Source organism: Streptomyces sp. NPDC094448, from assembly GCF_044763775.1.
Classification (GTDB): Bacteria; Actinomycetota; Actinomycetes; order Streptomycetales; family Streptomycetaceae; genus Streptomyces.
In genome coordinates this window covers 366,557-384,246 of sequence record NZ_JBIWGU010000001.1, presented here as the reverse complement: position 1 = coordinate 384,246, position 17,690 = coordinate 366,557, and the positions used below count along the sequence as shown (strand labels likewise).

Annotated in this window: 14 protein-coding genes; 8 read left to right on the top strand and 6 right to left on the bottom strand. The window is 71.8% G+C overall.

Going from position 1 to position 17,690, the window contains the following annotated elements; genetic code table 11:
- Nucleotides 1-2 precede the first annotated feature (2 nt).
- Together ACIQ9E_RS01485 and ACIQ9E_RS01480 are read left to right on the top strand one after the other, a co-directional pair.
- Nucleotides 3-218 carry a hypothetical protein gene (locus ACIQ9E_RS01485; RefSeq protein ID WP_403700193.1) on the top strand — a complete coding sequence of 72 codons (216 nt, stop codon included), beginning with the start codon at nucleotides 3-5 and terminating at the stop codon, nucleotides 216-218.
- A 34-nt stretch (nucleotides 219-252) separates the two neighbouring features.
- Nucleotides 253-1,647: an FAD-dependent oxidoreductase gene (locus tag ACIQ9E_RS01480; protein WP_403700190.1), complete on the top strand. Its 1,395-nt coding sequence runs from the start codon at nucleotides 253-255 to the stop codon at nucleotides 1,645-1,647.
- 57 nt (nucleotides 1,648-1,704) lie between these two features.
- Here the strand turns inward: ACIQ9E_RS01480 and hemE are convergent, their stop codons facing one another.
- Nucleotides 1,705-2,769 (bottom strand): uroporphyrinogen decarboxylase, encoded by a 1,065-nt coding sequence (hemE, locus tag ACIQ9E_RS01475; RefSeq protein WP_403700187.1) that lies wholly within the window; start codon nucleotides 2,767-2,769, stop codon nucleotides 1,705-1,707.
- 91 nt (nucleotides 2,770-2,860) lie between these two features.
- On the opposite strand from hemE, the gene ACIQ9E_RS01470 reads away from it, so the two are divergent.
- The 6 genes from ACIQ9E_RS01470 to ACIQ9E_RS01445 all read left to right on the top strand — a co-directional run bounded on the left by ACIQ9E_RS01470 (nucleotide 2,861) and on the right by ACIQ9E_RS01445 (nucleotide 10,048).
- Nucleotides 2,861-3,541 carry a DUF3000 domain-containing protein gene (locus ACIQ9E_RS01470; RefSeq protein ID WP_403700184.1) on the top strand — a complete coding sequence of 227 codons (681 nt, stop codon included), beginning with the start codon at nucleotides 2,861-2,863 and terminating at the stop codon, nucleotides 3,539-3,541.
- Nucleotides 3,542-3,826: 285 nt separating this feature from the next.
- Entirely contained in the window at nucleotides 3,827-4,492 is a 666-nt protein-coding gene (locus ACIQ9E_RS01465) for a response regulator transcription factor (RefSeq protein WP_006345827.1), read from the top strand.
- Between the two features lie 78 nt (nucleotides 4,493-4,570).
- The gene (locus ACIQ9E_RS01460; protein WP_403700181.1) at nucleotides 4,571-5,857 is read left to right on the top strand and encodes an HRDC domain-containing protein; all 1,287 of its coding nucleotides are present in this window, start codon (nucleotides 4,571-4,573) and stop codon (nucleotides 5,855-5,857) included.
- A gap of 406 nt (nucleotides 5,858-6,263) precedes the next feature.
- On the top strand, nucleotides 6,264-7,481 hold the full coding sequence (locus ACIQ9E_RS01455; protein ID WP_403700178.1) for a thiolase family protein: 1,218 nt from the start codon (nucleotides 6,264-6,266) through the stop codon (nucleotides 7,479-7,481).
- Nucleotides 7,478-9,604 carry a 3-hydroxyacyl-CoA dehydrogenase NAD-binding domain-containing protein gene (locus ACIQ9E_RS01450; RefSeq protein WP_403700176.1) on the top strand — a complete coding sequence of 709 codons (2,127 nt, stop codon included), beginning with the start codon at nucleotides 7,478-7,480 and terminating at the stop codon, nucleotides 9,602-9,604. The genes ACIQ9E_RS01455 and ACIQ9E_RS01450 overlap by 4 nt, the downstream gene beginning before the upstream one ends.
- 69 nt (nucleotides 9,605-9,673) lie before the next feature.
- Complete coding sequence (locus ACIQ9E_RS01445; RefSeq protein ID WP_403700173.1) at nucleotides 9,674-10,048, top strand: NTP pyrophosphohydrolase; 375 nt, start codon at nucleotides 9,674-9,676, stop codon at nucleotides 10,046-10,048.
- Here ACIQ9E_RS01445 and ACIQ9E_RS01440 read toward each other — a convergent pair.
- From ACIQ9E_RS01440 to ACIQ9E_RS01420, 5 genes are all read right to left on the bottom strand, one after another.
- The gene (locus ACIQ9E_RS01440; protein ID WP_403700171.1) at nucleotides 10,036-11,574 is read right to left on the bottom strand and encodes an amino acid permease; all 1,539 of its coding nucleotides are present in this window, start codon (nucleotides 11,572-11,574) and stop codon (nucleotides 10,036-10,038) included. The genes ACIQ9E_RS01445 and ACIQ9E_RS01440 overlap by 13 nt on opposite strands.
- Nucleotides 11,575-11,708: 134 nt before the next feature.
- A complete protein-coding gene (dxs, locus tag ACIQ9E_RS01435) occupies nucleotides 11,709-13,634 on the bottom strand; it encodes a 1-deoxy-D-xylulose-5-phosphate synthase (protein ID WP_403700168.1) in 1,926 nt (641 codons plus the stop codon).
- 518 nt (nucleotides 13,635-14,152) lie between these two features.
- Nucleotides 14,153-15,532, bottom strand: coding sequence for a sugar ABC transporter permease (locus ACIQ9E_RS01430; protein ID WP_403700166.1), 1,380 nt, complete (start codon nucleotides 15,530-15,532; stop codon nucleotides 14,153-14,155).
- Nucleotides 15,529-16,317 carry an ATP-binding cassette domain-containing protein gene (locus ACIQ9E_RS01425; protein ID WP_403700163.1) on the bottom strand — a complete coding sequence of 263 codons (789 nt, stop codon included), beginning with the start codon at nucleotides 16,315-16,317 and terminating at the stop codon, nucleotides 15,529-15,531. The genes ACIQ9E_RS01430 and ACIQ9E_RS01425 overlap by 4 nt, the downstream gene beginning before the upstream one ends.
- A gap of 157 nt (nucleotides 16,318-16,474) precedes the next feature.
- Nucleotides 16,475-17,590, bottom strand: a complete 1,116-nt coding sequence (locus ACIQ9E_RS01420; protein ID WP_403700162.1) for a substrate-binding domain-containing protein — start codon at nucleotides 17,588-17,590, stop codon at nucleotides 16,475-16,477.
- Between the last annotated feature and the right edge of the window lie 100 nt (nucleotides 17,591-17,690).

Sequence of the window (17,690 nt, the reverse complement as noted above, 5' to 3'; positions counted from 1 at the left end):
ACATGCGTCATCGACGGGTGTCCGCCGCGCCGGCGGCGGCCGGGGTCCTGGCGGTCTCCGGCTGCTCCGCGGCGTCCGGCGACGGCAACGACAAGCCCGCAGCGGCCCACGACGGGAAGGCGGCGGCCGCTCCGGCGCCGGGGTGGGCCGGGGCCCGGTACGCATCCGAGCCCGCGCCCGCCGGAGCGGAGGCCGGCGCCGGACCGGACCGGGACTGATCCCCGGCCCACCGGCCGACGTAGCGTGTGTCCCATGGCAGCACAGCGACTGGTGGTCATCGGGGGCGACGCGGCGGGCATGTCCGCCGCATCGCAGGCACGCAGGTTCCGCACACCGGACGAGCTGGAGATCGTCGCCTTCGAGCGCGGTCACTTCGCCTCGTACTCGGCGTGCGGGATCCCGTACTGGATCGGCGGGCAGGTCGCGGAGCGGGACGAGCTGATCGCCCGGACGCCCGACGAGCACCGGGCCCGCGGGATCGACCTGCGGATGCGGACGGAGGTCGTGGAGATCGACCCGGACCGGGGACGGGTGCGCACCCGGGACCTGGCGAGCGGCGCGGAGTCGTGGACGGGCTGGGACCGGCTGGTGATCGCCACCGGGGCGCGGCCGGTCCGCCCGCCGATCCCCGGGATCGGGGCGCCCGGGGTACACGGGGTGCAGAACCTCGACGACGGACAGGCCCTCCTCGGCACCCTGGAGGGCCTCGGCTCGCCCGGCGGGGCCCCGGGGCGCCGCCGGGCGGTCGTCGTGGGCGCGGGGTACATCGGCGTCGAGATGGCGGAGGCCCTGCTGAACCGCGGTTTCGAGGTCACGGTCCTGAACCGCGGGGAGCAGCCGATGGCGACCCTGGACCCCGATATGGGGCGGCTGGTGCACACGGCGATGGACGGTCTCGGCATCACGACCGTCAACCGGGCCGGCGTCACCGCGATCCGCACCGGCGACGACGGGCGGGTACGCGCGGTGGCGACGGCGGACGCCGAGTATCCGGCGGACGTCGTCGTCCTCGGGATCGGGGTGGCACCGGAGACCACACTCGCCCGGGCCGCCGGGCTGCCGACCGGGGAGCACGGGGGGCTGCTGACCGACCTGTCGATGCGGGTCCGCGGCCGGGACGCGATCTGGGCGGGCGGGGACTGTGTGGAGGTCCTCGACCTGGTGTCGGGCCGGGACCGGTACATCCCGCTCGGGACCCACGCCAACAAGCACGGCCAGATCATCGGGGCGAATATCGGCGGCGGCTACGGCACCTTCCCCGGGGTCGTGGGCACCGCCGTCAGCAAGGTGTGCGATCTGGAGATCGCCAGGACCGGGCTGCGGGAGAAGGACGCGGCGGCCGCCGGACTGCAGTACGTCACCGCGACCGTCGAGTCGACCAGCCGGGCCGGGTACTACCCCGACGCCTCGGCGATGACGGTGAAGATCCTCGCGGAGCGCGGCGCGGGACGGCTCCTCGGGCTCCAGATCGTGGGCCGCGAGGGGGCGGCGAAGCGGGTCGACATCGCGGCGGTGGCGCTGACGGCCGGAATGACGGTCGAGCGGATGACGACGCTCGACCTCGGCTACGCGCCGCCGTTCTCACCGGTATGGGACCCGGTGCTGGTCGCGGCCCGCAAGGCCCTGAGGGCCCTCACCGCGGGCTGAGACCTGCCGGATCCCGCCGGGCCCCGGGCGCACAGCCCGGGCCCGGCGGGCGACCGGTCAGCGGGCGGTCTCGGTGTGGACGAACTCGGTGAGGCGGGTCAGCGCGTCCGGGTCCATCGACGGCAGGACGCCGTGGCCCAGGTTGAAGACATGGCCCTCCAGACCGGCGGCCGCCGCCAGCACCTCGCGGGTCTTCGCCTCGACCGCCTCGCGGGGGGCGAAGAGGACCGCGGGGTCCAGATTGCCCTGGAGCGCCTTCCCCGGGCCCACCCGGCGGGCGGCCTCGTCGAGGGGGACGCGCCAGTCGACACCGACGACGTCGGCGCCCGCCTCGCCCAGCAGGCCGAGCAGCTCACCCGTACCCACACCGAAGTGGATCCGGGGCACCCCGTAGCCGGCGACCGCGTCGAAGACCTTGGTGGACGCGGGCAGCACCGAGCGCCGGTAGTCCGCCGGGGCGAGGGCACCCACCCAGGAGTCGAAGAGCTGCACGGCGCTCGCACCGGCCTCGATCTGGACCTTGAGGAAGGCGGAGGTGATCTCCGCGAGCCGGTCCAGCAGATCCGCCCACAGCTCCGGATCGCCGTACATCAGCGCCTTGGTGTGCTCGTGGTTGCGGGACGGGCCGCCCTCGACGAGATAGCTGGCGAGGGTGAAGGGGGCGCCCGCGAAGCCGATCAGCGGGGTGCCGCCCAGCTCCTCGGTCAGCAGGCCGATGGCCTCCGTGACGTACCAGACGTCCTCCGGGGTCAGATCCCGCAGCCTGGCGAGGTCGGCGCGGCTGCGGACCGGCTCGGCGACGACCGGCCCCACACCGGGCTTGATGTCGAGGTCGATCCCGATGGCCTTGAGCGGGACGACGATGTCGCTGAAGTAGATCGCGGCGTCCACGCCGTGCCGGCGCACCGGCTGGAGGGTGATCTCCTTGACCAGCTCCGGCCGCATGCAGGACTCCAGCATCGGAATGCCCTCACGGACCTTCAGATACTCCGGCAGCGAGCGCCCCGCCTGCCGCATGAACCAGACCGGAGTGTGCGGCACCGGCTCGCGGCGACAGGCCTTCAGAAAGGCTGAATCGTACGTCTTCGGCTGCTGGCCCGGGGGGCGGTCGTAGGCACTCACGCACCGAATCCTCCCACGGCCGGGAAAAGCGGCCGACCGGCCCGGGTGTCCTTCCCTGCGCGGAAGCCGCGTTCCGCCTAGTCTTCCCCGCATGGCTGCGGCTCAGGGACGTTTTTCCGATCATGCTGAACATTCACACCCGGACGGGGGCGCCCCGGCGGGCGACTCCGTCCCGAAGGCGTTCCGGCGGGCGGTGGAGGCACTGCGGGGCGCCGGGCTGCGCCCCGAGATCGAAGTGGACCCGGCCCGTGCCCCGCAGAAGCTGGCGCCGTACGCGTACGCGCTGGAGGCGGCGGTCGTCGAGGACGACGAGGATCTGGCGGACGGCCGGCTGGTGCTGCTCCACGATCCGGCCGGGCACGAGGCGTGGCACGGCACCTTCCGGCTGGTGACCCTGGTCCGGGCCGAACTGGAGCCGGAGATGGCGGCGGATCCACTGCTGCCCGAGGTCTGCTGGTCCTGGCTGACGGGCGCGCTGGAGGCGCGCGGGCTGTCGTACGGGGAGGCGAGCGGGACCGTCACGCGTGCGGGCTCTCACTACTTCGGAGGACTTTCGCCCCGGCGCCCCGCGACCCAGATCGAGATCCGGGCGTCCTGGACGCCCGAGGAGGGTCCCGGCGGGGTGCCGGACACCGCCGCACACCTCGCGGCCTGGTGCGATCTGCTCTGCCAGCTCGCCGGACTGCCCCCCGCCCCGGGGGGTGGTCCGGAGCCGGTGACAGGGGTGGTGAGCCTGCCGCAGCGGCGGGGACCGCAGCACCGCCGGGATTGACGGCGTCACGGCACGGCCGCGCGGCCCGGGATACTCCTCCCGGGCCGCGCGGCCGTTTCCGTCCGTGCGACCCCGCTGCCGCGCTGCGCGGGGCCGGGGAGATCACTCGTAGGATCATCGAGCACCCGTCCGAATTGCACCAATTGTTACTCACTGAATAGTGATCATTCCCTAAAGGACACCGCACGGGCTGCCGAAGAGGTCAATGACCCTAACTTCACGGATTGCCCCGGCTTCACCCCCGAGCCGGCCCCGTCCCCGCACCTTCCCCCCAGGAGGAGCCCGGTGTCCGTCCTTCTCGAGCAGCCCGCAAGCCTGGTCGCCTACCGTCCGAACAAGCCGACCGCGATGGTCGTCGTGGCCGATCCGCGCGTCCGCTCCACCGTCACCCGCCACCTGTGGGCGCTCGGCGTCCGGGACGTGATCGAAGCCTCGTCCATCGCGGAGGCCCGCCCCCGGATCGGCAACCCCCGCGACATCTGTGTCGCCGACGTCCACCTGCCCGACGGATCCGGGCTCACCCTCCTCTCCGAGACCCGCGCCGCGGGCTGGCCGAACGGCCTCGCCCTCTCCGCCGCCGATGACATCGGCGCCGTCCGCAACGCCCTGGCGGGCGGGGTGAAGGGCTATGTCGTCACCGGGACCCGTACCAATATCGGGCACCCCACCCGGCCCGGCGCGGCCCCCATCGGCGCGGCCGCGGCCCGGCTCGGCCACCGCCGTCCGCCCGGCGCCCCCAGCCACCCGGGCGGCTACCGGGAGCTGTCCGGCCGCGAGGTCGAGGTCCTGCGGCTGGTGGCGGAGGGCCAGTCGAACAAGGCCATCGGCGTCTCCATGGGCCTGTCGGCGCTCACCGTGAAAAGCCATCTGGCGCGGATCGCGCGCAAGCTCGGCACCGGCGACCGGGCCGGAATGGTCGCGGTCGCCCTGCGCACGGGCATCATCCACTGACCCCTTCGCTCCCCCATGCGCCTGTCGGCGGATCGTTTCCGTCGACAGGCGCGCCGGGTTCACGGATACCCTTGACACGTGACCGACGCCCATAACCCCGCAGCAGAGACCGCACTGCGAACCGCCGGGGGCGCTCCCCCGGACGCCGGCGTCGCAGCCGAAGAAAGCCCCACTCCCCTGCTGGAGCCCCGCGAGGGCATCCCCCCGGTGGTGGCCGACGCCGAAGCACTGGCGGCCGTCGTCGCCGCGTTCGCGGCGGGCACCGGCCCCGTCGCCGTCGACGCCGAACGCGCCTCCGGCTACCGCTACGGCCAGCGCGCCTACCTCGTCCAGCTCCGCCGCGAGGGCGCGGGCAGCGCCCTGATCGACCCCGTCGGCTGCCCCGACCTCACCTCCCTGGGCGCCGCGCTCTCCGACACCGAGTGGATCCTCCACGCCGCCACCCAGGATCTGCCCTGCCTCCGCGAAATAGGCATGGTTCCCACCCGGCTCTTCGACACCGAGCTGGCCGGGCGGCTCGCCGGCTTCCCCCGGGTCGGCCTCGGCGCCATGGTCGAATCCGTCCTCGGATACGCCCTGGAGAAGGGCCACTCCGCCGTCGACTGGTCCACCCGGCCGCTGCCCGAACCCTGGCTGCGGTACGCCGCACTCGACGTCGAGCTGCTGATCGACCTGCGGGACGCGCTGGAGAAGGAGCTGGACCGGCAGGGCAAGCTGGAGTGGGCCCGGCAGGAGTTCGACGCCATCGCCACCGCCCCGCCGCCCGCACCCCGCAAGGACCCCTGGCGCCGCACCTCCGGTATGCACAAGGTGCGCCGCCGCCGTCAGATGGCGGTCGTACGGGAGCTGTGGACCACCCGGGACCGGATCGCCCAGCGGCGCGACGTCTCCCCCGGCAAGGTCCTCGGCGACGCCGCCATCATCGAGGCCGCGCTGGCCGTACCGCCGAACGCCCACGCCCTGGCCGGGCTCAACGGCTTCGGCCACCGGATGGGGCGGCGCCAGCTCGAACAGTGGCAGGCCGCGATCGACCGGGCACGGGCCCTGCCGGACCTGGAGCTGCCGCAGCCCGGACAGCCCATGACCGGCCCCCCGCCGCCGAGGGCCTGGGCGGACAAGGACCCGGCCGCGGCCGCCCGGCTCTCCGCCGCCCGGACGGCGGTCTCGGCGCTCGCGGAGGAGCTGAACCTGCCGCAGGAGAACCTGATCTCACCGGACACGGTGCGGCGGATCTGCTGGGAGCCGCCGGCGGACACGAGCCCGGACGGGGTCGCGACGGCACTCTCGGCCCTGGGCGCCCGCCCCTGGCAGTCCACCCTGACCTCGGTCTCCCTCTCCGAGGCCCTGACCCCTCCGGGGCGGTAACCCCGGGGGGTGGGGCCTGCTTCCGGCCGCGGGCCGTGGGGGCCGGTCGCGCAGTTCCGCCCCCTCATGCCTTCGGCACCGGGCCGCCCCCGCGCGGTGCGGGCCCTCCGGCGGTCGGGTTGCGTTGCTCCGTGGGGTAGGCACGGGGTCTTGTCGGGTGCGGGTGGGTCGGTGGCCTACACCACGGAGCAACGGTCACCCATCTTTAAGCCCCGCCGGCGATTGAGGCGCAGGAGCCGCCCGCATCCCGCGGGTACCCGGGGGCCGGGGCCGGGTACCGCGGCCGGAATGTGACGCCACTCGCAGAGCAAGGGGTGGGCACCGGGGTTACCGGTAAGTAGCATGCAGGCAAGCGCGCGCTCAGCGCACCCGCAGCAGTGCCACCCGCACCTGGAGGAGAGCCATCGTGCCTCGTACCCTCAGGGACGTCGTCTTCGTCGACGGCGTCCGCACCCCGTTCGGCAAGGCGGGCCCGAAGGGCATCTACCACGAGACCCGCGCCGACGATCTGATCGTGAAGGCGATCCGGGAGCTGCTGCGCCGCAACCCGGCCCTCGACCCCGCGAAGATCGACGAGGTCGCCGTCGCGGCGACCACGCAGATCGGTGACCAGGGGCTGACCATCGGCCGGACCGCCGGGCTTCTCGCCGGGCTGCCGCAGTCCGTACCGGGTTACTCGGTGGACCGGATGTGCGCGGGCGCGCTGACCGCCGTGACGACGACCGCCGGGTCGATCGCCTTCGGCGCGTACGACGCCGTGATCGCGGGCGGCGTGGAGCACATGGGCCGCCACCCGATGGGCGAGGGCGTCGACCCGAACCCCCGGTTCGTCTCGGAGAAGCTGGTCGACGAGTCCGCCCTCTTCATGGGCATGACTGCGGAGAACCTGCACGACCGCTACCCCTCCATCACCAAGCAGCGCGCCGACGAGTACGCCGTACGGTCCCAGGAGAAGGCGGCGAAGGCGTACGCGAACGGGAAGATCCAGCAGGATCTGGTGCCGGTCGCGATCCGCCGCACCAGCCCCGAGGGCGGGGAGACCGGCTGGGGCCTGGCGACTCAGGACGAGCCGATGCGTCCGGGGACCACGCTGGAGAACCTGGCCGGGCTGAAGACCCCGTTCCGTACCCACGGCCGGGTCACGGCCGGTAACGCCGCCGGGCTCAACGACGGCGCCACCGCCGCGGTGATCGCCTCCGAGGAGTTCGCCCGTGCGAACGGCCTGCCGGTGAAGATGCGTCTGGTGTCCTACTCCTTCGCCGGGGTGGAGCCCGAGGTGATGGGGTACGGCCCGATCCCGGCCACCGAGAAGGCGCTGGCCCAGGCGGGTCTGGCGATCGGGGACATCGGCCTGTTCGAGATCAACGAGGCGTTCGCGGTCCAGGTGCTGGCCTTCCTGGAGCACTACGGCATCGCCGACGACGATCCGCGGGTCAACCAGTACGGCGGCGCGATCGCCTTCGGCCACCCGCTGGCCTCCTCCGGCGTCCGGCTGATGACCCAGCTGGCCCGGCAGTTCGAGGAGCAGCCCGAGGTCCGTTACGGCCTCACCACGATGTGCGTCGGCTTCGGCATGGGCGCCACCGTCATCTGGGAGAACCCGCACTTCGAGGGGGACAAGTGAGCACCACCGCCGAACTGCTGAAGGGCGCGGCCGAGTTGTTTCCGGACGAGGTCGTCACCGCGGCGCACGTACGCCATCTGGAGCTTCCCGGCGCCGGGCGCTTCGCGCTGATCACGCTGGACAACGGTCTGGACCACACCAAGCCGACCACGTTCGGCCCGCAGTCGCTGGCGAATCTCGACGCCGCGATCGACCAGGTCGAGCGGGAGGCCGCGGACGGTGAGATCGTCGGTGCCGGTCTGACCGGCAAGCCGTTCATCTTCGCCGTGGGCGCCGATCTCAAGGGCGTCGAGCTGCTGGGGCGCCACGAGGACGCGCTCGCCATCGGCAAGGGCGGCCACGACGTCTTCAAGCGGCTCGCCGGGCTCGCGGTGCCGACCTTCGCCTACTACAACGGCGCGTCGATGGGCGGCGGTGTCGAGGTCGGGCTGCACTGCACGTACCGCACGGTCTCGCGGGCGGTCCCGGCGTTCTCGCTGCCCGAGGTCTTCCTCGGTCTGGTGCCCGGCTGGGGCGGCTGCGCGCTGCTGCCGAACCTGATCGGCGCGGACCGTGCGGTGACGGTGATCATCGAAAACTCCCTCAACCAGAACCGCCAGCTCAAGGGCGGCCAGGTGTTCGAGCTGGGGATCGCGGACGCGCTCTTCGACGGTGCGGACTTCCTGGAGCAGTCGCTGCTGTGGACCGCCTCGGTCCTGCGCGGCGAGACCGTGGTGGAGCGGGCCGAGGTGGACCGCGGCGAGGGCTGGGACACGGCCGTCGCCCGGGGCCGGGCGATCGCCGACGCCAAGGTGCACGGTGCAGCTCCGGCCGCCTACCGCGCCCTGGAGATCATCGCGGCCGCGAAGGACGGCGACCTCCAGGCCGGTTTCGACGCCGAGGACCGGGCGCTGGCGGATCTGATCATGGGCGGTGAGCTGCGCAGCGGTCTGTACGCCTTCAACCTGGTGCAGAAGCGCGCCAAGCGGCCCGTGGGCGCCCCGGACCGGAGCCTGGCCCGCCCGGTCACCAAGGTCGGTGTGGTGGGCGCGGGCCTGATGGCATCCCAGCTGGCGCTGCTGTTCCTGCGCCGCCTCGAAGTGCCGGTCGTGCTGACCGATATCGACCAGGAGCGCATCGACAAGGGCGTGGGCTATGTCCGTGCCGAGATCGACAAGCTGCTCGGCAAGGGCCGGATCGACCAGGACCGGGCCAACCGGTTGAAGGCCCTGGTGAAGGGTGTCCTGGACAAGGCGGAGGGTTTCGCCGACGCGGACTTCGTGATCGAGGCCGTCTTCGAGGAGCTGGGCGTCAAGCAGCAGGTGTTCGCGGAGGTCGAGGCCGTGGCCCCGGCGCACGCGATCCTGGCGACCAACACCTCCTCCCTCTCGGTCTCCGAGATGGCGTCGAAGCTGAAGCACCCGGAGCGGGTCGTCGGCTTCCACTTCTTCAACCCGGTCGCGATCCTGCCGCTGCTGGAGATCGTCCGCGGGGAGCGGACCGACGAGGCGTCGCTGGCGACGGCCTTCGCCGTGGCGAAGCAGGTGAAGAAGACGGCCGTCCTGGTCAAGGACGCTCCGGCGTTCGTCGTGAACCGGATCCTGACCCGCTTCATGGGCGAGATCCAGAACGTGATCGACGAGGGCACCCCGGTGGCGACGGCGGAGCGGGCGGTGGAGCCGCTGGGGCTGCCGATGTCGCCGCTGGTGCTGCTGGAGCTGGTGGGCCCGGCGATCGGTCTGCATGTCTCCGAGACCCTCAACCGCGCCTTCCCGGACCGTTTCACGGTCTCCCCCAATCTGGCCGCGGTGGTCGCGGCGGGCAAGCGGGGCTTCTACGTCTACGATTCCGGGCGGCCGGAGCTGGACCCGGAGGTCGCGGCGCTGCTGGTGCAGGGCGATGCGGTGCTGACCGAGGAGCAGGTGCGGGCCCGGGTGCTGGAGGCGGTGGCGCAGGAGATCGGGCTGATGCTCGACGAGGGTGTCGTGGCCGAGGCTCAGGACGTCGACCTCTGTCTGATCACGGGTGCGGGCTGGCCGTTCCATCTGGGCGGCATCACCCCGTACCTCGACCGTGAGGGCGTTTCGGAGCGGGTCAACGGCAAGCCGTTCCTGGCGCCGGGCGTGGCGAGCGTGCCCGCGTAGCGTGGTGTACCAAGGGGCCGTACGGATCCGTTCCGTACGGCCCCTTATCCCTGTTCGACGGGACCGGTGATGGTGACTCTGCTGATCGTGGACGGTGCGAACGTCGTCGGCTCGGTGCCCGACGGCTGGTGGCGGGACCGCCGCGCCGCCGCCGGACGGCTGCGGGACCGGCTCGCCGGGCGTACCGCGGACGGGGTGCCGGGGGTGCCGGGGCCGCTGGAGATCGTACTGGTGGTGGAGGGCGCGGCGCGGGGTGCGGCCTCGGTGCCGGGCGTCCGGGTGGACGAGGCGCCCGGCAGCGGTGACGACCGGATCGCCGAGCTGGTCGCCGAGGCGGCCCCGGAGCGGCCGTGTGTGGTCGTCACGGCCGATCGGGGGCTGCGTGAGCGGGTGGCGGCCGCGGGCGGCCGGACGATCGGCCCGCGGGCGGTCTACGGACCCTGAGGGCTCCGCGCGGGCGTGCCATCGCCCTCGGCGCTCTTGCCGAGGCGGCTGTGCCGGCGTCCGTACGCGTAGTAGACGATCACACCGAGGGCCATCCACGCCCCGAACCGCAGCCAGGTCTCGGCGGGCAGATTGAGCATCAGCCAGACGGAAGCGGCGACCGAGACGATCGGCAGCCAGGGCACCAGCGGGGTGCGGAAGGCGCGCGGCAGGTCGGGGCGGGTGCGGCGGAGGATGAGCACGCCGAGGGCGACCACGACGAACGCGAACAGCGTGCCGATGTTCACCAGCACCGCCAGTTCCTGGATGTTGGTGAAGCCGGCGACGATCGCGATGACCGTGCCGAGCAGGATCGTGGCGCGGTAGGGGGTGCGGAAGGTGGGGTGGGTGACGGAGAAGAACCGCGGCAGCAGCCCGTCCCGGCTCATGGCGAAGAACACCCGGGTCTGGCCGAGCAGCAGGATCAGACAGACCGACATCAGACCGATGACGGCGCCGAAGCTGATGACGCCCGCGTACCAGGGGTGTCCGGTGGATTTGAAGGCGTCGGCGAGCGGGGCGTCGATGGAGAGGTCGGTGTAGTGCTGCATCCCGGTGACGACGATGGAGACGGCGACGTAGAGCACGGTGCAGATGAAGAGGGAGCCGATGATGCCGCGGGGCATGTCCCGCTGCGGGAGCCGGGTCTCCTCGGCGGCGGTGGCGACCACGTCGAAGCCGATGAAGGCGAAGAACACGACGGAGGCGGCGGTGAAGATGCCGAGGACGCCGAAGTTGGTGGGGGCGTAGCCGAAGAGCAGTTGCACCAGGGGTTCCTGGAGGCCGGATTCACCGGTCTGCGGTTCGGCCGGGGGGATGAAGGGGTCCCAGTTGGAGACCTTGATGAAGAAGGATCCGGCGACGATCACGATGAGTACGACCACGACTTTGATGGCCACGATCAGGCTGGTGACCCGGGCGGAGAGCTTCATACCGGCGACGAGCACCGCGGTGAGCGCCAGCACCAGCAGGAACGCCAGCAGGTCGAAGCCGAATCCGGTGATGTCGTTGGTGCCGGACAGGGCGTCGGGGAGCTGCCAGCCGATGTTCTCCATCAGGGAGCGCAGATAGCCGGACCAGCCGACCGCGACCACGGCCGTGCCGAGGGCGAATTCCAGGACGAGGTCCCAGCCGATGATCCAGGCGGGCAGTTCGCCGAGGGAGGCGTAGGCGAAGGTGTAGGCGGATCCGGCGACGGGCACGGTGGAGGCGAACTCGGCGTAGCAGAGGGCGGCCAGTGCGCAGACGACGCCCGCGACGACGAAGGCGAGTGAGGTGGCGGGGCCCGCGTTCTCCTTGGCGACGGCCCCGGTCAGTACGAAGATGCCGGTGCCGATGATGACCCCGACACCGAAGACCGTGAGGTCGAGCGCGGAGAGGGATTTCCTGAGCGCGTGCTCGGGCTCCTCGGTGTCCCGGATGGACTGCTCGACGGTCTTCGTACGGAACGCGCCCGTCCTGGGCGCGGGGTCGGTCTCTGTGCTCACCGGGGACCTCCACAGGTGTCGTCCCGACATGATCGGGACGAGTGGTGGTCCGGAAGGGTCCGTACGGGTGGGTTTCACGCGAATGGGCCCGGCAGGACCACCCGTCAGGGGTGGTCCCACCGGGCCCGGACACGTCAGTCGCGGACCGGCTCCGCGGATTCGGTCTCGGCGCTCTCGTCGAAGCGGCCGTCCAGCCGGGAGACCAGACCGGTGACCTGGCGGGCGATATCGGGCGCGGTCAGCCCGATCTCGGTGAGCAGCTCGGCGCGGGACGCATGGTCGAGGAAGCGCGGCGGGATGCCGAAGTCGCGCAGCGGTACGTCGACGTTCGCGTCGCGCAGCGCCTGGGCGACGGCGGCGCCCACACCTCCGGTGCGGATGCCGTCCTCGACGGTGACGACGACCCGGTGGCGGTCGGCGAGCGGGACGAGTGCCTCGTCGACCGGCTTGACCCAGCGGGGGTCGACCACGGTGGTGGAGATGCCCTGCTGGTCGAGGAGGCCGGCGATCTCCAGGCACATCGGGGCGAGCGCGCCGACGGAGACGAGGAGGACGTCCGGGGTGTCCGTACCGGGCTCCCGGAGCACGTCCATGCCGCCGACCCGGCCGACGGCCTTGACCGCGGGGCCGACCGCGCCCTTGGAGAAGCGGACGACGGTGGGCGCGTCGTCGACGCTGACCGCCTCCCGGAGCTGGGCGCGCACCTGGTCGGCGTCGCGCGGCGCGGCGATCCGCAGACCGGGGACGACCTGGAGGATGGACATGTCCCACATGCCGTTGTGGGAGGCGCCGTCGGTGCCGGTGATACCGGCCCGGTCGAGGACGAAGGTGACACCGCAGCGGTGCAGGGCGACATCCATCAGGACCTGGTCGAAGGCGCGGTTGAGGAAGGTCGCGTACACGGCGAAGACGGGGTGGACACCGGCGGTGGCCAGACCGGCCGCGGAGGCCGCGCCGTGCTGTTCGGCGATGCCGACGTCGTACACCCGGCCGGGGAAGGCCTTGGCGAACTTTTCGAGGCCGACGGGCTGGAGCATGGCGGCGGTGATGGCGACCACGTCGGGCCGCTCCTCGCCGAGCTTCACCATCTCCTCGCCGAAGACGGACGTCCAGTCGAGGCCGGAGGAGGCGATCGGCAGCCCGGTGTCGGGGTGGATCTTGCCGACGGCGTGGAACCGGTCGGCCTCGTCCTGGAGGGCGGGCTGGTAGCCGCGGCCCTTCTCGGTGAGGCAGTGGATGATCACCGGGCCGTTGAACCGCTTGGCCCGGGCCAGCGCGGACTCCAGCGCCTCCAGGTCGTGGCCGTCGATGGGGCCGACGTACTTCAGGCCGAGGTCCTCGAACATGCCCTGGGGGGCGATGAAGTCCTTGAGGCCCTTCTTGGCGCCGTGCAGCGTCTCGTAGAGGGGTTTGCCGACGACGGGGGTGCGGCCGAGGAGGTCCTTGCCGCGGGCGAGGAAGCGTTCGTACCCGTCGGTGGTACGGAGGGTGGCGAGGTGGTTGGCGAGGCCGCCGATCGTGGGCGCGTAGGACCGCTCGTTGTCGTTGACGACGATCACGAGGGGGCGGTCCTTGGCGGCGGCGATGTTGTTCAGCGCCTCCCAGGCCATTCCGCCGGTCAGGGCCCCGTCGCCGATGACGGCGACGACATGGTCGTCCTTGCCGAGCACCTCGTTGCCCTTGGCGATGCCGTCGGCCCAGCCGAGGACGGTGGAGGCGTGCGAGTTCTCGATGACGTCGTGGTCGGACTCGGCCTGGCAGGGGTAGCCGGAGAGGCCGCCCTTCATCTTCAGCCGGGAGAAGTCCTGGCGGCCGGTGAGCAGCTTGTGCACATAGCTCTGGTGGCCGGTGTCCCACAGGATCCGGTCCTTCGGGGAGTCGAAGACCCGGTGCAGGGCGATGGTCAGCTCGACCACACCCAGATTGGGGCCCAGGTGGCCGCCGGTCTTGGAGACCGCGTCCACGAGGAAGGTCCGGATCTCCGCGGCCAGCTTGACGAGCTGCTCCGGGCTGAGCGTGTCCAGATCGCGCGGTCCCCTGATACGGGTAAGCAGCGTCACCCGTGCCTCCTTGCGTGTTGAGCTGGGCGTCTGAGGACGGTGCCGTGATCCCCGGTGGGCGCGGGATCGGCGGGACAGCCCTTAGCTGGTCGAATCGTCGCCGTCGTTCGTGGTGATCTGACCGAGTCTAGTGTTTGGGGTCTGCGGCGCGACCGAAGGGGCGGGCCGTCACCTCACGAACAACTGAACGCCCCTACAGGTGAGCGGTGCCCGGGGCGCCGTCCGGCGGGGATATGCGACGGGATGTGTGACGGAGGTCTCACTGGTTTCGGGCGCGGCGGCGGCCCGGCCCGGGGCGCCGGGCCCGTAAAAGAGGCCCCGGCCGGTGCGAGGGCGGGGCCGCCGGTGGTGTGCCCGCCCCCGCCGGGGCGCCGCCCGGCCGGGCCCGGCAGCAGCCGGCCCGGTACGGCCCCGGGGCCGTACCGGGCCGTCACCCGTACGGCCGTCGGCGACGGCGCGGTACGCCCGGTCCGGGGCCGTGGTTCCGTCCGGGCAGGACCGGCGCACCGCCATCCGTGTCAGGCCCTGCCCGCGGCCTTCTGGGTGCGGCGCGATACCGAGTCGATCACCACGGCGGCCAGCAGCACCCCACCGGTGATCATGTACTTCACGGGTTCGGCGATGCTCTCCAGCTGGAGGCCCTTCTGGATGGAGACGATCACCAGCACGCCCAGCAGGGCCGACCAGGTCCGCCCGCGGCCGCCGAACAGGCTCGTACCGCCGATCACCGCCGCCGCGATGGAGCTCATCAGCAGATCGCCGGAGCCCGCTCCCTGGTTCGCGGCGTTGATCTTCGAGGCGAGCATCAGACCGCCCATGGCGGCCAGGGTCCCGGCGATGGCGAAGACCGCCGTCCGGATCCCCGCCACGTCGATTCCGGCGCGCCGGGACGCCTCGATGCTGCCGCCCAGGGCGAAGACCCGGCGGCCGAACCCGGTCCGCCGCAGGACCACATCCGTCGCGGCCACCACCGTCACAAAGATCACCAGAGCCAGCGGCAGCCCCTTGTACTGGTTGAGCAGATGGGCCACCGGGAAGCAGACCGCCGCGAGCAGGGCCGTACGCAGGAGCAGTTCACTGAGCGGGCGCGACGGCACGCCCGCGGCGTCCCGGCGGCGCGCCCCGAGGAAGGCGGCGAGGAAGTATCCGGCGACCACGGCCGCCGCCAGCCCGTAGGCCGCGGCGATATCGGAGAAGTAGTACGTGGTGAGCTTGGCCACCAGCCCGGAGTCGTCGAGGTTGATGGTGCCGTTGGCGCCCAGGATCTGAAGCATCAGACCGTTCCACACCAGCAGTCCGGCCATCGTGACGACGAAGGCGGGCACCCCGATCCGGGCGAAGAAGAAGCCGTGGACCAGACCGGCCGCGGTACCGGAGAGCACGGCCAGGATCAGCGCGAGCCACTCGGGGACGCCGTGGGTGACGTTGAGGACCCCGAACGCGGCGCCCGCCAGTCCGCTGACCGAGCCGACGGAGAGGTCGATCTCGCCGAGGAGCAGCACGAAGACCACACCGACGGCGATCAGGCCGGTGCCCGCGATGTCGACGGAGATATTGGAGATGTTCTGCGCCGACAGGAAGGCGGAGTTGAGGGACTGGAACGTGGTCCAGATGACGATCAGTCCGACGATGACCGGTACGGAGCCGAGTTCGCCGGAGCGCATCCGGCGGGCGAACTCGGCCGCGTACCCCGCGAAGCCCTGTTCCCGGACGAGCAGCCGGGGGTCGACGGCGGTGATCGCGTCGGGGGCCGGGGCCGGGGCTCCGACCGCCGGGGCTCCGGCCGCCGGAGGTCCGCTCTCCCGGGGGTTCCGGTGCTCCTTCGCCAGGGGTACGGCGCCGGTGTCACCGGACCGCTCCGGGGGTGTCTCCCGGGGGGACGTCTGCTCCGCGCTCATCGGACCGGCTCCTCACTGCGCGCCGCCCGCCGGGTGACCGCGTTGTCCGTCGCTCCCGTGATCGCCGCGACGATGTCCTCCTGGGAGGTGCTCCCGACCTCGAACACCCCGTTGTTGCGGCCCAGCCGCAGTACCGCGACCCGGTCCGCGACGGCCTTCACATCGGCCATGTTGTGGCTGATGAGGATGGTCGCGAGACCGCGTTCGCGCAGCTTCTCGACCAGATCGAGCACCTGGGCCGTCTGCTCCACGCCGAGTGCGGCGGTCGGCTCGTCGAGGATCACCAGCCGGGGCGAGCCGAGCAGGGAGCGGGCGATCGCCACCGTCTGGCGCTGGCCGCCGGAGAGGGAGGCGATCGGAATACGGACGCTGGGGATACGGATGGCGAGATCGGTGAGCAGCCCGTGGGAGCGGCGCTCCATCTCGATCTCGTCGAGGACGCCCCCGCGCTTCAGCTCCCGGCCGAGGAAGAGGTTTCCGACGACGTCGAGATTGTCGCAGAGCGCCAGGTCCTGGTAGACGGTGGCGATGCCCAGCCGCTGGGCGTCGTGCGGGCGGTCGATCCGGACGGGACGGCCGTCCCACTCCACGGTTCCTTCGTCGACGGGGTGGACCCCGGCGATCGTCTTGATGAGGGTGGACTTTCCGGCGCCGTTGTCGCCGACGAGGGCGACCACCTCGCCGGCCCGGACCTCCAGGTCCACATCGGTGAGGGCCTGGACGGCACCGAAACGTTTCGAGATCCCTCGCAACGCCAGTACGGGCGCAGCGGACACGTCGACCAACTCCTTCGCCGCCTGACCGGCGGGGGTGGGGGTACGTCCGGCCCACCGCCGGCGGCTCGGCCGCGGCGGGGGCGGAGGGGGTTCACGGGCGGGCCCGGCCCGGCGGACCCGGCCGCTCCGGCCCGGGTCCGCCCTCCGGGCCGGACGGCACCGTTCGTCAGACCAGGCCCAGCGCGCCGCAGGCGGCGCGGTACTTGGGGGTGCAGATCTCGTCGAGGGTGTAGATACCGTCCTTGAGGACGGTCTCCTTGATGTTCGTCTTCGTCAGGGAGACGACCGGGACGAGTGCGGAGGGGACGCCCTTGGTGGTCGGGCTGTCCACGGAGTCCTTGGCGACGGCGCCGGGCTTCTCGCCCCGGGCGAGGGCGACGGCCATCTCGGCCGCGGCGTTCGCCTCACCGGCGTAGGGCTTGTAGACGCTCTGGTACTGCTCACCGGCGACGATGCGCTGGACGGCGGCGAGTTCGGCGTCCTGACCGGTGACCGGGGGCAGTTTGGTCACCCCGGCGGCCTTGAGTGCGGTGATGATGCCGCCCGCCATCCCGTCGTTCGCGGAGTAGACCCCGATGATCTTGTCCTTGCCGAGGGCGGTGATCGCGCTCTCCATATTGGAGTTGGCGTTCTCCGGCTTCCACTCCTTGGTGTCGAACTCCTTGCCGATGTCCACCTTGCCGTCGAGGACGGCGTGCGAACCCTTCTTGTACAGGGCGGCGTTGGGGTCGGTCACCGATCCGTTCATCATCACGACCTTCCCGGACTTCGCCTTGTCGCCGAGGGCGGCGAGCAGGGCCTCGCCCTGGACCCGGCCGACCTCCTCGTTGTCGAAGGAGGTGTACGCGTCGATCGGCCCCTCGGCCAGCCGGTCGTAGGCCACCACCGGTATGCCCGCGCCCTTGGCCTTCTTCACCCCGCCCGCGATCGCCTTGGCGTCCACCGCGTCGAGCACCAGCACGTCGACCTTGTTGGTGATCATCGTGTCGACCTGCTGGGTCTGGAGGTTCGCGTCCTGTTTGGCATTGGCGTAGACGACCTTGCCCTTGCCGTTCGTCAGCTCCCCGATCCGCTTCTCGATCAGCGGTTTGTCGAACTTCTCGTAGCGGGCGGTCTGGTTCTCCGGGAGCAGCAGGCCGACGGTGATCTCGTCACCGCCGGCGGGCTTCTCCGTGTCCTCGGCCCGGTCTCCGGCCTCCTTGGCGCTGCCGCAGGCGGCGAGGCCCACCGCGGTGACGACGGCGGTGGCGGCGACCACGGCACGACGCAGATATGCGTTCATCCATACCTCCCTGACGAGGCCGCGCCGGTGCGGCCGAGGTGGCAGGCAGTCAACTCCGCCCCACAGCCAGCGTCAAGGAGTAAATTCTTAACGAGATGAC

Bases quoted from the DNA above. Each gene is read 5' to 3' on its own strand.
- ACIQ9E_RS01485 (WP_403700193.1), top strand. From the start codon at position 3: ATGCGTCATCGACGGGTGTCCGCCGCGCCGGCGGCGGCCGGGGTCCTG.
- ACIQ9E_RS01480 (WP_403700190.1), top strand. From the start codon at position 253: ATGGCAGCACAGCGACTGGTGGTCATCGGGGGCGACGCGGCGGGCATG.
- ACIQ9E_RS01470 (WP_403700184.1), top strand. From the start codon at position 2,861: ATGGCTGCGGCTCAGGGACGTTTTTCCGATCATGCTGAACATTCACAC.
- ACIQ9E_RS01445 (WP_403700173.1), top strand. From the start codon at position 9,674: ATGGTGACTCTGCTGATCGTGGACGGTGCGAACGTCGTCGGCTCGGTG.
- ACIQ9E_RS01430 (WP_403700166.1), bottom strand. From the start codon at position 15,532: ATGAGCGCGGAGCAGACGTCCCCCCGGGAGACACCCCCGGAGCGGTCC.
- ACIQ9E_RS01420 (WP_403700162.1), bottom strand. From the start codon at position 17,590: ATGAACGCATATCTGCGTCGTGCCGTGGTCGCCGCCACCGCCGTCGTC.